This window comes from Actinocorallia aurea, assembly GCF_054783995.1.
Map to the genome: position 1 here is coordinate 98,235 of NZ_BAAGPQ010000019.1, position 12,580 is coordinate 110,814.

The window sequence follows — 12,580 nt, forward strand, 5'->3', positions numbered from 1 at the left end:
GGGGACGCGATGCTGGAGAAACTGGAGGGCATGCCCGCCGGTGTGGACGGGGTCAAGGCCGTCGGCACCCTGACGCGGGAGGACTATGAGACGGTGATCGTCCCGCTCGTCGAGCAGGCCCGCAAGGAGGGCAGGCGCCTACGGGCCCTCGCCGAGGTGGGGCCCGACTTCCACGGCCTCACGCCGAGCGCCCTGTGGGAGGACGTCAAGGTGGGCCTGGGGGCGCTGCGCCTGTTCGACGGCTGCGCGATCGTCACCGACAGCAAGTGGATCAAGGAGTCGACCCGGCTCGCGGGATTCTTCATGCCCTGCCCGATGCGCGTCTTCCCCCTCGGCGAGCGCGAAACGGCGGCGAACTGGCTGAGCACCCTCCCGGAGGGCCCCGGGGTGTCGCATCGGCTCGTTCCCGAGTCGAACGTCCTGGTCGTCGAGGTCGCGGCGCCGCTGCGCGCCCAGGACTTCGAGGCGCTCGCGCAGACCGCCGACTCGTGGCTGGCGACGCACGCCGAACTCGCCGGGCTCGTCGTCCACGTCCGCGAGTTCCCCGGCTGGGAGAACGTGAAGGGCCTGCTGAAGCACGTCCGCTTCGTGCGCGACCACCACCGCAGGGTCCGGCGCGTCGCCCTGGTGTCCGACAGCCGCCTGGCCGACCTGGCGCCGTCCCTGGTGAACCACTTCGTGCACGCCGAAGTCCGCCACTTCGACTATCCCGATCTCGACGCCGCCATCGTCTGGGCCGGATCGGCCCCGGCCCAGAAGGTCGCCGACGCGGGCTGATCGGAGGTCACTCCAGAGTCCCGTGGTGCAGGTCGAACGCGGGCCGGATGCCGCGGATCGGCGGGATGGCGTCGAAGTTGTGGCGGGGCGGCGGGCAGGTGGTGGCCCATTCGAGGGAGCCGCCCGCGCCCCACGGGTCGTCGACCCCGACGGGGAGGGCCTGCCGGTGCGTGATCCACGCGTTCCACAGGAAGGCAAGGGTGGACGCGCCGAGCAGGAACGAGCCGAGCGAGGAGACGGCGTTGAGGGCGGTGAACTCCGAGGCGTAGTCGGCGTACCTGCGGGGCATTCCTTGCGCGCCGAGCAGATGGTGGACGAGAAAGGTCACCTGGAAGCCCGTGAAGAGCGCCCAGAAATGGACGCGGCCCCATTTCTCGTCGAGCCTCTTCCCGGTCATCTTCGGCCACCAGAAGTAGAAGCCGCCGAACATCGCGAAGACGACGGTGCCGAACAGGACGTAGTGCAGGTGCCCGACGACGAAGTAGCTGTCGGTGGTCTGGAAGTCCAGCGGAGGGGAGGCGAGGACGACGCCGGTGAGCCCGCCGAACAGGAACGTGACGAGGAATCCGACGGCGAACAGCATCGGTGTCTCGAAGGAAAGGCGGCCGCGCCACATCGTGCCGATCCAGTTGAAGAACTTGATCCCGGTCGGCACGGCGATGAGGAACGACATGAGGGAGAAGAACGGCAGCAGCACCTGTCCGGTGGCGAACATGTGGTGCGCCCAGACCGTCATCGACAGGCCGGTGATGCTGATGGTCGCCGCGACCATGCCGTAGTACCCGAAGAGGGGTTTGCGGCTGAAGACCGGGAGGATCTCGGTGATGATCCCGAAGAACGGCAGCGCGACGATGTAGACCTCGGGGTGGCCGAAGAACCAGAACAGGTGCTGCCAGAGGATCGCGCCGCCGTTCGCGGTGTCGAAGACGTGCGCGCCGTACTCGCGGTCGGCGTACAGGACGAGCAGCGCCGCGGCCAGCACGGGGAACGCGATCAGCACCATGAGCGCGGTGAACAGGACGTTCCACGTGAAGATCGGCATCCGGAACATCATCATGCCGGGCGCGCGCATCAGCGTGATGGTCGCGACGAGGTTGACGGAGCTGAGGATCGTGCCGACACCGGACAGGACGAGGCCGGCGATCCACAGGTCGGGTCCGGCCCCGGGGGAGCGGGAGGAGTCGGAGAGGGGCGTGTATCCCGTCCAGCCGAAGGCCGCCGCCCCGTTCTCGGTGAAGAATCCCGACAGGACGAGGAGCGCCCCGAACAGGAACAGGTAGTAGCCGAGGGTGTTGAGCCGGGGGAACGCGACGTCCGGGGCGCCGATCTGGAGCGGGACGAGGAAGTTGGCGAACCCGGAGAACAGCGGGGTCGCGAACAGCAGCAGCATGACGGTGCCGTGGATGGTGAACAGCTGGTTGTAGCCCTGGTGGGTCACGAACTGCATCCCGGGCTGGAGGAGTTCGGCCCGCATCACCATGGCCATCAGCCCTGCCGCGAGGAACATCGTGAAGGCCGTCGCGAGGTACAGGTGGCCGACGACCTTGTGGTCGGTGGTCGCCAGGACGCCGCTCAGCCGGGCGCCTCTCTTGGGCGCGGGCGTCGGCGGGCGCAGGCTCGCCGTGGGGGTTTCTCCGGTCAAGGGGCCTCCCGCGCCGCCGGTTGCTCGTCGCGACGACCTTGTCACATAATGGAGTCAGAGTGTCACTCCGCGTCGCGGTGTGTCATCCGTCCGCCATGCACAGGGGAACGCGCTTCCTCTTTCCCGCTTGTGGTCATGAAAAGTCACGTATGGGGCTTTTATTACGCTCGTGGTCGGGCATGGTCGGCCTATGCCCGACTGCACGGTGGGGGTCGAGGAGGAGTTCCTTCTCATCGATCCGGTGAGCGGCACGACCCGGGGACGCGGGCCGGAGGTCCTGGCCCGGGTCGGCGGCGCGGGGCCGGAACCGCCCGGCGGCTTCCACGCCGAGCTCCAGGCGACGCAGGTCGAGGCGGCGTCCGGGGTGCACACCTGTCTCGCGGGGCTGCGCCGCGACCTGGCGCGCGCCAGGAGGGCGCTCGGCGTCGCGGCGCGGGCCGAGGGCCTGGCCCTGATCAGCGTGGGCTCGCCCGTCGCGCCATCGCCCGACCCGCCCGTGGCGTCCGGAGAGCGGTACGCCCACGCCAAACGGACCTACGCGGGAGTGGTCCGGGACTACGAGTCGTGCGGCTGCCACGTCCACGTCGCCGTGCCCGACAGGGACACCGCGGTGGCCGTCGTCAACCACCTGCGCCCGTGGCTGCCGACGCTGCTCGCGCTGTCGGCGAACTCGCCGTTCGACCGGGGGAGGGACTCGGGGTACGCGAGCTGGCGGATGATCACGCAGGCGGCGTTCCCCGGCGGGGGGACACCTCCCCACTTCGCGTCGGCGGCCGAACACGACAGGGCGGTCGAGAAGCTCGTCGAGTGCGGCGTCCTCGTGGACGCGGGCACGACCTTCTGGACCGCGCGGCCGTCCCCGCGCTACCCGACGGTGGAGGTGCGGGCCGCCGACGCCTGCGGCACCCTCGACGAGGCGGTCCTGCAGGCCGCCTTGGCCCGCGCCCTGGTCGGCACCGCGCTGCGCGACCTCGCCGCGGGACGCGAGGCGGGCCGGCTCGATCCGCAGGTCTGCGCGGCGGCCCAGTGGACCGCCGCGCGCTACGGCCTCGCCGGCCCGGCCGTCGACCCGGTCGCGGGAGAGCTCGTGTCCGCCCGCGCCCGGGTCTCCGTGCTCTTCGACGCCGTCCGGCCCGCCCTGGAGGAGACCGGGGATCTGGCCGAGACCGAACTGCTGCTGCGCGGCGTCGTCGCGGGAGGTACGGGGGCGGAGCGGCAGCGCAAGGCGGGCGTCGAAGGGATGCCCGCGGTCCTGCGGATGCTGGCCGCGCAGACGGTCCCCGCTCCCCTCCAAGAGGAGGCGGACACCGGAGAGGAGACGGACAGCGCAGAAGAGACGGGCGCCTGAGACAGGACGGACACGGACGAAGAGAGGGAGCCATGACGACCACACCGGTGAGGCCGTACCGCGCGAGCGGCTCGGCCGCCCTGCCCGTACCGCGCGGACCGCTCTCCGCGGCCGTCACCGAGGCGCTCCGGGCCCCGCCCGGGACGCCGCTGCCGCCGCTGCCGCGTATCTCCGACCCGCTGGGCGAGGACGCGCAGCTCGCCCTCTACACCTGCTACGAGCTGCATTACCGCGGTTTCGCGGCGGTGGATCCCGAGTGGGAGTGGGATCCCGGCCTGCTCGGCCTGCGCGGCGCGCTGGAGCGTGGATTCCTCGACGCGCTGCGCGCGGACTTCCCGGACAGCGCCGACGTGGAGGCGGCGCTGGCGCCGCTGCTCATCGAGGACCCGACGGCACGCGGGCCGTCCCACTTCCTGAAGGACGAGGGCACGTGGCCGCAGTTGCGGGAGTTCCTCGTGCACCGCTCGATCTACCACCTCAAGGAGGCCGACCCGCACGCCTTCGTGATCCCGCGGCTCGAAGGCCAGGCCAAGGCGTCACTGGTGGCCGTGGAGTACGACGAGTACGGGGGCGGTCGCGGCGAGCGCGTCCACGCGCGGCTGTTCGCCGACCTCATGGACGACGCGGGGCTGGACAGCTCCTACCTGCGGTACCTCGACCTCGCGCCCGCGGTCTCGCTGGCCGTCGTGAACATGATGTCGCTGTTCGGACTGCACCGGGCGCTGCGCGGCGCGATGGTCGGGCACTTCGCCGCGGCCGAGATCAGCACCCCGCCCAGCGCGCGCAGGATGGCCGCCGCCCTTGCCCGGCTCGGCGCGGGGGAGAGGGCGCTGTACTTCTACACCGAGCACATCGAGGCCGACGCCGTCCACGAGCAGGTGCTCCGGCACGACGTCATCGGCGACCTCGTCGCGGGGGAGCCTGAGCTGGCCCGGGACGTCGTCTTCGGGGTGCACGCCACGGGATGGCTGGAAGACAGGCTGGGCACCTACCTGCTGGACAGGTGGCGGGAAGGCGAGTCCTCACTCCTCGCGCCGCTCTGACGGACGCGTCCGGCGGTGGCTGGTGTCGCAGAGCGGGTAGATGCGGCTGCGGCGGCACTGGCAGAGGGCGACGACGAACCTGTCGCAGACGACCAGGGACCCGTCGGGCATGACGATCTCGACGGGTCCCTCGATGAGCAGCGGCCCGCGCGGGTCGATCCTGATCCGGCGGGGCCGGTCACCGGCGTTCGGCACGGATCACCACGAGGTCGGCATGGTCCTGGCCGGGCGCGATCAACCCGGACGCGGCGAGTTCGGCGGCGCGCGGCCCCATGATCGAGCCGAAGCCGTCGGGCTCACGGCGGACCACCGTCGCGTGCAGGCCCGCGGAGCGGAGCGCGTCGAGGGTGGGGGAGATCCCGCAGAGCGCCGAGTGCACCAGCAGCAGGACGCCGCCCGGGGCGAGGAGATCGACGGCTCCGGCGCAGATCCGGTCCACGGCCGTGCGGCCGTCCGGGCCTGCGTCCCAGGCCCGCCCGCGCCCGTGCCTGCGCGGACGCCCCTGGGCCCTCGGCACGTAGGGTGGATTCGCGGTGATCAGGTCGAACCGCTCCCCGCCGACCGGGCCGAACAGGTCGCCGCGCCGCACCCGTACGCGGAGGCCGCGGAGGCGGGAGTTCACGGCAGCGCAGAGGACCGCCCTGCGGGAGATGTCGACGGCGGTCACCCGGGCGGCGCCGCCGCGGGCCGCGGCGATGGCGACCCGTCCCGTCCCGGTGCACACGTCGAGCGCGTGCGCGCCCGGTGGCACCGCGACGTCGTCTATCGCCCGGCACAGCATCCGGGTGTCACGTCGCGGTCGGTAGACCCCAGGAAGCCGCATAAGCCTCATAAAGGGCTGAATTCCCACATTTCGGTGGAGAGAAAACCCCCGGGCTCCCCATGGGACGGGAAAGGCCCGGGAGCGGGCCGGCCCCCGGAGGTCTCAGAAGCGGCCCGGCCGCGCCGTGAGGCGGTCGATCCGTCCGGGGCGGGCAGGCTACTCGGGGACCCGGTAGGACAGGGCGAGGCTGCCTGACCTGCGCAGGTAGTCGGCCGCGACGGTGAACGACTGCGGGACGGGGCGGTCCTTGCAGTCGGGCTCGGGGAAGAACGTGATGTCCTTGTCCGTGTGGTTCACCACGAGCCGGACATAGCTCATCGGCATCGGATGGCATCCCGGCGCGGGATTCACGACCTCGTGCTCGCCCACGCTCCCGGAAAGGCCCAGCGTGCCGGTCGCGGCCGAGGCCGCCGTCGGGACCGCCGCGAGCAGCGCGCACGACAGCGGGAGGGAGACGAGCAGGGCAAGGCGGCGAACGCGCAAGGGAGGCTCCGGTCGAGTCGGTCGGCAGGTCGCCTCACGTTTCCACAAGATCTCGTCACCCACCGTGACACCGCGCGGCGTGTCCGGTGCCGACGCGTCCCGTCGGCCGCGCGCTGATCGACGCATCGGTTCTTGGGCCTTGACGTCCGGCGGCCGGCGTTCTGTTGTGGGTGGCGGAGGTCACAATGTCAGGTGATGCGAAGGGTGCGGCCGCGGGTCGCCTTGAGGACGCCAAGGTCGAGGAGGCGAAGGCGGCGTTCGCGGACGGGCGGACCAGACCGCTCGCCTGGCGGCGGGCGCAGATCGAGGGGCTGCTCCGGCTGGTGCAGGAGGAGTCCGGTCGGATCGAGGAGGCACTGCACGACGACCTCGGCAAGAACGGCGTCGAGGCGTACTTCACCGAGGTCGACGCGGTCGTGCGGGAAGGGCGGATGGCGCTCCGCAACCTGCGGCGGTGGACCAGGGAGCGGCGCGTGCGGACCTCGTGGATGCTCGGGCCGAGCCGGGCGTCGATCCGGCGGGAGCCGCTCGGCACCGTGCTCATCGTCGGACCCTGGAACTACCCGTTCCACCTGCTGTTCCTCCCGCTCATCGGGGCGCTCGCGGCGGGCGACGCGGTCGTGCTCAAACCCAGCGAACTCGCCCCGAAGTGCGCGCGCCTCGTCGCCGAACTCGTCCCGGAGTACCTCGACGGGGAGGCCGTGCAGGTCGTCGAAGGCGGCGTCGAGGAGACGACCCGGCTTCTGGAGCATCCCTTCGACCACATCTTCTACACCGGGAACGGCGCCGTGGGGTCGATCGTCATGGCGGCGGCGGCCCGGCACCTGACGCCCGTCACCCTCGAACTCGGCGGCAAGTCGCCCGTCTGGGTCGACGGCTCCTATCCGCTGGAGAAAGCGGCGCGGACCATCGCGTGGGGGAAGTTCACGAACTGCGGGCAGACCTGCGTCGCGCCCGACTACGTGCTCACCACGCCGGACCTCGCGCCCGCCCTCGCCGCGGCGGTCGCCGAGGCCATCACCGAGTACTACGGGACCGAACCCCGCAAGTCGCCCGACTACGGGCGGATCGTCAACGAACGGCACGCGGCACGGCTCGCCGCGCTCCTGGACTCCGGCCGCGCCGTCGCGGGCGGCACCGCCGACGTCGCCGCGCGCTATGTCGCCCCGACGGTCCTCCTGGACGTGGCCGCGGACTCGCCCGTCATGCGCGAGGAGATCTTCGGCCCGATCCTGCCGATCGTCACCGTGCCCGACCACCGCGCCGCCGTCGCGTTCGTGAACGCCCGCCCCAAGCCCCTCGCCCTCTACGGGTTCACCAAGCGCGCCGAAGTCCGCGAGGCGTTCCTCACCGGGACGTCCTCCGGCGGCGTCGCGTTCGGCGCCGTCATGGTCCAGCTCGGCGTCCCCGCCCTCCCCTTCGGCGGCGTCGGCCCGAGCGGCACGGGCGCCTACCACGGCGAGCACACCGTCCGGACGTTCAGCCACGAGCGCGCGGTCCTCCGCCGCCTCCCCGGCCCTGACCTCGCCGCCTTCGTCCGCCCGCCCTTCACCCCCCTCAAGGCGAGACTCCTCCGCGGCCGCTGACAGTCGGCCCGCACTCACGGGGCCCGGCTTGGGGCGCCCGCGTCCCGGGATGAAGTCTGTGCGCCAGGCGGCGCCGGAGTTCACGCCGCCGTTCACCCCGGCGCCTCAGGCCGCGCGGCCGACCGCTGCGGAGTCGCCTTCGTCACTCTGACGGCGTTCGCGGGGTTCTGTTCATGTGCACCATGCATAATCCGTGCATCGTGCATACTGCTTCCCCCATTCAAGGAGTCATGGATTGAACCGTTCCCGACCTCCGGTCCGCGCCAACGCCGTCATCGCCACGCTGGCGCTGGCGGGGACGGTCGCGGCCATCATGCAGACGCTGGTCACGCCGCTCATCGCGGAACTTCCGCAGCTCCTGCACACCTCCGCCGCCAACGCGGCGTGGGTCATCACCATCACGCTGCTCGTGTCGTCGGTGTGCGTGCCCGTCACCGGGCGGCTCGGTGACATGGTCGGCAAGCGCAGGATGCTGCTGCTGTGCACGATCCCGCTCATCGGCGGCTCGGTGCTGTGCGCGCTGTCGTCCTCGCTCCTGCCGATGATCGTCGGACGCGGTCTGCAGGGCATGGGCATGGGCATGATCCCGCTCGGCATCGCGCTGCTGCGCGACGTCGTGCCCACCGAGCGGCTGAGCTCCGCGATCGCGCTGGTCAGCGCGTCGATGGGCATCGGCGGCGCGCTCGGCCTGCCGATCGCCTCCGCCGTCGCCCAGTACGCCAACTGGCGCGTGCTGTTCTGGGGCTCCGCAGCGCTCGCGGTGCTCATCGCCGTCACGGTCCACCTCGTCATCCCCGACGTCCCCGCCGCGGCCAAGGGCCAGAAGTTCGACTACGTCGGCGCGCTCGGCCTGGGCGCCGGGCTCGTCTGCCTGCTGCTCGCCGTCTCCAAGGGCGCCGACTGGGGCTGGGGCTCGGCGACGACCGTCGGCCTGTTCGCCGCGGCCGTCGTGATCCTGCTCGGCTGGGGCTTCGCGGAACTGCGCATCCACGACCCGCTCGTGGACCTGCGGACCACGGCCCGGCCCCGGGTGCTCGTCACCAACATCGCGTCGATCTTCGTCGGCGTCGGGATGTACGCGAGCATGCTCATCATGCCGCAGCTGCTGCAGTTCCCGTCCGCCACCGGCTACGGCCTCGGCCAGTCGATGCTCGCCGCGGGCCTGTGGATGGCGCCCGGCGGCCTCATGATGATGGTCGTCTCGCCGCTCGGCGGCAAGCTCACCAACCGCCGCGGCCCGAAGTTCACCCTCGTCGCCGGAGTGCTGGTCGTCGCCGCCGGCTACGCCGTCTCGTTCCCGCTCATGCAGTGGGCCTGGGGCATCATGCTCGTCGTCATGATCACCAGCGGCGGTGTGGGCCTCGCCTACGGGGCCATGCCCGCGCTCATCATGGGCTCGGTCCCGGTCTCGGAGACCGCCGCGGCCAACGGCTTCAACACGCTGATGCGCGCACTCGGCACGTCCACCGGCGCCGCGGTCATCGGCGTCGTCCTCGCGCACATGACGGTGGACGTCGGCGGCCACACGCTCACCTCCGAGGACGGGTTCCGCACCGGCCTGATCATCGGATGCGGCGTCGCGCTCGTCGCCGCCGCCATCGCCGCGCTCATCCCCGCCGACCGCGCGGGCCGCAAGCCCGAGACGGCGCCCGAGCCGGTCCGTGTGGAGGCCACCGCAGGCACCTGACCGGAACCAGCGCCGGAAGCGGCGCCGCTCACCACCCCGACGGCCCTTGCCTCCACCACAGGAGGCGAAGGGCCGTTGTGCGTTCCCGGGGGGCTCGCGACGGGGCCGAGGCTCTAGAGTCATCGGGTTCCCACCCCCAGCCCGGACAGGCGGTGCCGCATGAACGTCGAAGCAGGCAAGCAGCAGGTGGTCGACGCGCTCGTCGGCGAGTGGGCGGCGCTCGACGCCCTGCTCGACGGTCTCTCGCCCGAGCAGTGGGCGCTGCCGACCTGCCTTCCCGGCTGGCGGGTGACGGACGTCGTCGCCCATCTCATCGGCACCGAGGCGATGCTCGCCGGGGACCCGGTGCCCGAGACCGGCGTGGACGTCAAGGCGCTGCCGCACGTGCGCAACGACATCGCGGCCTTCAACGAGCAGTGGGTCGAGGCGTTGCGGGACACCGAGCCCGCCGGGATGCTCGCCGGGTTCCGCGAGATCACCGCGCGGCGGGCCGCGGCGCTCGCCGCGATGTCCGAGGCGGACTTCGCCGCGCCGAGCTGGACGCCCGCGGGCCAGGCGACCTACGGCAGGTTCATGCAGATCCGGATCTACGACTGCTGGACCCACGAGCAGGACATCCGCGCCGCGCTCGGCGCCCCCGGGAACGAGCACGGCCCCGCCGCGGAGGCCGCCCTCACCGAGGCGTCCCTGTCGATGGGGTACGTCATCGGCAAGCGCGCCGCGGCCCCGGACGGCAGCAGCGTCCTGATCGACCTCACCGGCCCGATGCGGCGCGCCCTGACCGTCAAGGTGGACGGTCGCGCCCAGCTCATCCCCGCCCCGGAGGAGCCGCCGACCTCGACGCTCCGCCTCTCCTCCTCGCTCTTCCTGCGCCTGTGCGCGGGCCGCCCCGCCTCGACCGACGCGGTGGAGCTGGCCGGGGACCGCGACCTCGCCGCCCGTGTCCTCGCCCATCTCGCCTTCACGATCTGAGATCGGACGGCTAGTGGTGGCCGTGGACGACGGCGTGGCCCTTGCCGCGGCCGATCAGCCACTTGTTGACCGGGGTGGTGACGGCGAAGGCGACGACGAAGCCGCCGAGGAGGGCCGCCCAGAAGAGGCCGTCGTCGAGGTGCGCGTCCATCGCGCCGGGCGTGACGGCGATGACGGCGTTGTCGACGAGTTCCATCACCGCGATGGACACCGTGTCGGCGGCGAGCGCCACCTTGACCGCGTCCTTCAGGCCCAGCCCGGCGCGCAGCACCGCGAACAGCGTGAACGAGTACCCGAACACGAACGCCAGCGCTATCGCCAGGACCATCGTGGGCGCGTTCCCCCACCCCAGCGCCGTGCCGACCGCCATCCCGACGATCTCGCCGATCGCGCATCCCACCAGGCAGTGCAGGGTGGCCCTCGCCGCCATCCCCCAGGACGCCCCTGCTCTGTGCCCGTGCTCCACATCCGCTCCTTCCGCAGCCCGACAGGACTGCCGAACAATATACCCCTAGGGGGTATTCCAGGAAGCGGATGTTTTCGAAGCGGAGACTCCCCGGCGCGTCCGCATGCGGGGGCGCGCGGCGCCGTGCAGGATCGGCACGTCCCGGGGACGCCTCGCGCAGGGGGAGAGGCGTCCCCGGATACGCGCCCTGTACGAGGGGCGGCCTGCGGGACCGGTCGCGCCGTCGCTAGAGCGGGCGGGTGGCGAGGGTCCGGGCGAGGCGGTCGTTCGCGCGGGCGGCCTTGCGGGCCTGGTAGGCGATGGGCATGTAGCGGACGCGCTCGGGCAGCAGCGGCGTGGTGCGGGAGATGGCCCGGCCGACGGCCTTGAGGGCGATCTCGTCGGACGCGCTCCACTTCAGGCCGAGCTTCTCGCGGGCGGCGGGCGGGAGGGTCCCGGTGGCGACGAGGCGGCCGAGGGAGCCCGCGCCCCGGTGCAGCGGGGCGAGGACGGGCCGGAGCCTCGGCGGGACGTTCGGCGGCACCTTGTCCATCATGTCCAGGACGTCGTGGGCGACGCGGTGGTCGATGAGGACGTTCTCCACCATGTCGTCGAAGTAGGTCCAGTAGTCCGCGACGGTCGGGGGCAGCAGCCGCTCGGGGACGCGCAGGATGCGCCCGAGGTCGAGGAACTCGGCGTACACCTGCTCGGCGTACGCGTCGGTCCACTTGGCGGGGTCGAAGTACCGGGCGGCCGACGCGGCGGCGTTGAACCCGGTGAGGTGGACCCACGCCCACGGCTCGCCGGCCAGGGCGTGGTGGGTGGTGCCGTGTTCGTCGACGGCCTTGAGGTCCTTGTGCATCTCGCGGAGGCGCTGCCCCTCCTCGATCGCGGTCCGGCCGCCGTAGATCCACGTCTGGACCGAGGCGAAGCTGCGCCGGGCCCGTCCGACGGGGTCGCGCCGGAAGCTCGAAAGCTGGTCCACCACGGTGCCGATCGACGGGTGCATCACCTGGAGGATGAAGGCGCTCTGCCCGGCGAACGCCGACGTCCACAGCCCGAACTCCTCCCACAGGACGGATCCGGGCCCGAAGGTGCGCAATTCCGGCGGGGCCTGTGTGCTCGTCGTCATTGGATCGCTCCTCGAATAGCGGGTGGCTTCCCAGTGAACTCCAATAAGTACTTACTTACAAGCCCGCGCCGGAGAAATCAGGCGTCGGCGCCCTACTTCGTCCCGCAGGCGCACCCGGCGTCGGCCGACTCGTCCGGGGCCGCCTCCGTGGTGGTGCAGCAGGCCTGGGGTGCGCCGTCGGCGCTCTTGCCGAGAGTGTCGGCGTCGGCCTTGACCGTGTAGACCTCCCACGGCTCGGCGCCGGGCGCGGTGACCCACACCTTGTCCTGGAGGGCGTAGCAGCACGACGTGTCGCTCTCCTCGAACGTCGCGAGGCCCGACTCGGCGAGCCGGGCGGTGGCGGCGGCGACCTCGGCGGTGGTCTCGACCTCGACGCCGAGGTGGTCGAGCCGGGTCGGCTCCCCCTCCGCGCCTTCGAGGAGGACGAGCTTGAGGGGAGGCGCGGCGATGGCGAAGTTGGCGTAGCCGGGCCGGACCTTCGCGGGTCCGGTGCCGAAGAGCCTGGTGTAGAAGGCGATGGAGCCTTCGAGGTCGGCGACGCGCAGGGCGAGCTGGACGCGGGACATGACGATCTCCTCGACGTTGTTGTCTCTAGGTTGTTGTATCGATGTCTGTCTATCTAGACTTGCACGCTGGATCGAG

13 protein-coding genes are annotated in these 12,580 nt (G+C 71.8%); 6 read left to right on the top strand and 7 right to left on the bottom strand.

Going from position 1 to position 12,580, the window contains the following annotated elements:
* Positions 1 to 9 precede the first annotated feature (9 nt).
* Positions 10 to 777, top strand: a complete 768-nt coding sequence (locus ACYVOM_RS23655) for a SpoIIAA family protein (protein WP_460305660.1) — start codon at positions 10 to 12, stop codon at positions 775 to 777.
* Between the two features lie 7 nt (positions 778 to 784).
* Here ACYVOM_RS23655 and ctaD read toward each other — a convergent pair whose 3' ends face one another.
* On the bottom strand, positions 785 to 2,419 hold the full coding sequence (gene ctaD / locus ACYVOM_RS23660) for an aa3-type cytochrome oxidase subunit I (RefSeq protein WP_460305661.1): 1,635 nt from the start codon (positions 2,417 to 2,419) through the stop codon (positions 785 to 787).
* Positions 2,420 to 2,609: 190 nt separating this feature from the next.
* Here ctaD and ACYVOM_RS23665 point away from each other — a divergent pair, with 190 nt between their 5' ends.
* A complete protein-coding gene (locus ACYVOM_RS23665; protein ID WP_460305662.1) occupies positions 2,610 to 3,767 on the top strand; it encodes a carboxylate-amine ligase in 1,158 nt (385 codons plus the stop codon).
* A gap of 32 nt (positions 3,768 to 3,799) precedes the next feature.
* A complete protein-coding gene (locus tag ACYVOM_RS23670; RefSeq protein ID WP_460305663.1) occupies positions 3,800 to 4,810 on the top strand; it encodes an iron-containing redox enzyme family protein in 1,011 nt (336 codons plus the stop codon).
* Here ACYVOM_RS23670 and ACYVOM_RS23675 read toward each other — a convergent pair.
* The 3 genes from ACYVOM_RS23675 to ACYVOM_RS23685 all read right to left on the bottom strand — a co-directional run bounded on the left by ACYVOM_RS23675 (position 4,790) and on the right by ACYVOM_RS23685 (position 6,116).
* The gene (locus tag ACYVOM_RS23675; protein WP_460305664.1) at positions 4,790 to 5,005 is read right to left on the bottom strand and encodes a CDGSH iron-sulfur domain-containing protein; all 216 of its coding nucleotides are present in this window, start codon (positions 5,003 to 5,005) and stop codon (positions 4,790 to 4,792) included. The two genes, ACYVOM_RS23670 and ACYVOM_RS23675, sit on opposite strands and share 21 nt — an antisense overlap.
* A complete protein-coding gene (locus ACYVOM_RS23680) occupies positions 4,989 to 5,633 on the bottom strand; it encodes a HemK2/MTQ2 family protein methyltransferase (RefSeq protein WP_460305665.1) in 645 nt (214 codons plus the stop codon). Before ACYVOM_RS23680 ends, ACYVOM_RS23675 begins: the two co-directional genes overlap by 17 nt.
* Before the next feature lie 156 nt (positions 5,634 to 5,789).
* On the bottom strand, positions 5,790 to 6,116 hold the full coding sequence (locus tag ACYVOM_RS23685; protein WP_460305666.1) for a hypothetical protein: 327 nt from the start codon (positions 6,114 to 6,116) through the stop codon (positions 5,790 to 5,792).
* A 185-nt stretch (positions 6,117 to 6,301) separates the two neighbouring features.
* Between ACYVOM_RS23685 and ACYVOM_RS23690 the strand changes: the two genes are divergently transcribed.
* From ACYVOM_RS23690 to ACYVOM_RS23700, 3 genes are all read left to right on the top strand, one after another.
* The gene (locus tag ACYVOM_RS23690; RefSeq protein ID WP_460305667.1) at positions 6,302 to 7,702 is read left to right on the top strand and encodes an aldehyde dehydrogenase family protein; all 1,401 of its coding nucleotides are present in this window, start codon (positions 6,302 to 6,304) and stop codon (positions 7,700 to 7,702) included.
* A gap of 235 nt (positions 7,703 to 7,937) precedes the next feature.
* A complete protein-coding gene (locus tag ACYVOM_RS23695) occupies positions 7,938 to 9,389 on the top strand; it encodes an MFS transporter (protein WP_460305668.1) in 1,452 nt (483 codons plus the stop codon).
* A gap of 159 nt (positions 9,390 to 9,548) precedes the next feature.
* Positions 9,549 to 10,361, top strand: coding sequence for a maleylpyruvate isomerase family mycothiol-dependent enzyme (locus tag ACYVOM_RS23700; protein ID WP_460305669.1), 813 nt, complete (start codon positions 9,549 to 9,551; stop codon positions 10,359 to 10,361).
* A gap of 10 nt (positions 10,362 to 10,371) precedes the next feature.
* Here the strand turns inward: ACYVOM_RS23700 and ACYVOM_RS23705 are convergent, their stop codons facing one another.
* The 3 genes from ACYVOM_RS23705 to ACYVOM_RS23715 form a co-directional block, all read right to left on the bottom strand.
* Complete coding sequence (locus ACYVOM_RS23705; RefSeq protein WP_460305670.1) at positions 10,372 to 10,827, bottom strand: DUF4396 domain-containing protein; 456 nt, start codon at positions 10,825 to 10,827, stop codon at positions 10,372 to 10,374.
* 226 nt (positions 10,828 to 11,053) lie between these two features.
* On the bottom strand, positions 11,054 to 11,938 hold the full coding sequence (locus ACYVOM_RS23710; protein WP_460305671.1) for an oxygenase MpaB family protein: 885 nt from the start codon (positions 11,936 to 11,938) through the stop codon (positions 11,054 to 11,056).
* Positions 11,939 to 12,030: 92 nt separating this feature from the next.
* Entirely contained in the window at positions 12,031 to 12,504 is a 474-nt protein-coding gene (locus ACYVOM_RS23715; protein WP_460305672.1) for an ArsI/CadI family heavy metal resistance metalloenzyme, read from the bottom strand.
* Positions 12,505 to 12,580: the final 76 nt, after the last annotated feature.

What these genes read in the sequence shown, in the direction of transcription:
- ACYVOM_RS23655 (WP_460305660.1), top strand. Translation starts at nt 10, where the DNA reads ATGCTGGAGAAACTGGAGGGCATGCCCGCCGGTGTGGACGGGGTCAAG.
- ACYVOM_RS23665 (WP_460305662.1), top strand. Translation starts at nt 2,610, where the DNA reads ATGCCCGACTGCACGGTGGGGGTCGAGGAGGAGTTCCTTCTCATCGAT.
- ACYVOM_RS23670 (WP_460305663.1), top strand. Translation starts at nt 3,800, where the DNA reads ATGACGACCACACCGGTGAGGCCGTACCGCGCGAGCGGCTCGGCCGCC.
- ACYVOM_RS23680 (WP_460305665.1), bottom strand. Translation starts at nt 5,633, where the DNA reads ATGCGGCTTCCTGGGGTCTACCGACCGCGACGTGACACCCGGATGCTG.
- ACYVOM_RS23690 (WP_460305667.1), top strand. Translation starts at nt 6,302, where the DNA reads ATGTCAGGTGATGCGAAGGGTGCGGCCGCGGGTCGCCTTGAGGACGCC.
- ACYVOM_RS23700 (WP_460305669.1), top strand. Translation starts at nt 9,549, where the DNA reads ATGAACGTCGAAGCAGGCAAGCAGCAGGTGGTCGACGCGCTCGTCGGC.
- ACYVOM_RS23710 (WP_460305671.1), bottom strand. Translation starts at nt 11,938, where the DNA reads ATGACGACGAGCACACAGGCCCCGCCGGAATTGCGCACCTTCGGGCCC.
- ACYVOM_RS23715 (WP_460305672.1), bottom strand. Translation starts at nt 12,504, where the DNA reads ATGTCCCGCGTCCAGCTCGCCCTGCGCGTCGCCGACCTCGAAGGCTCC.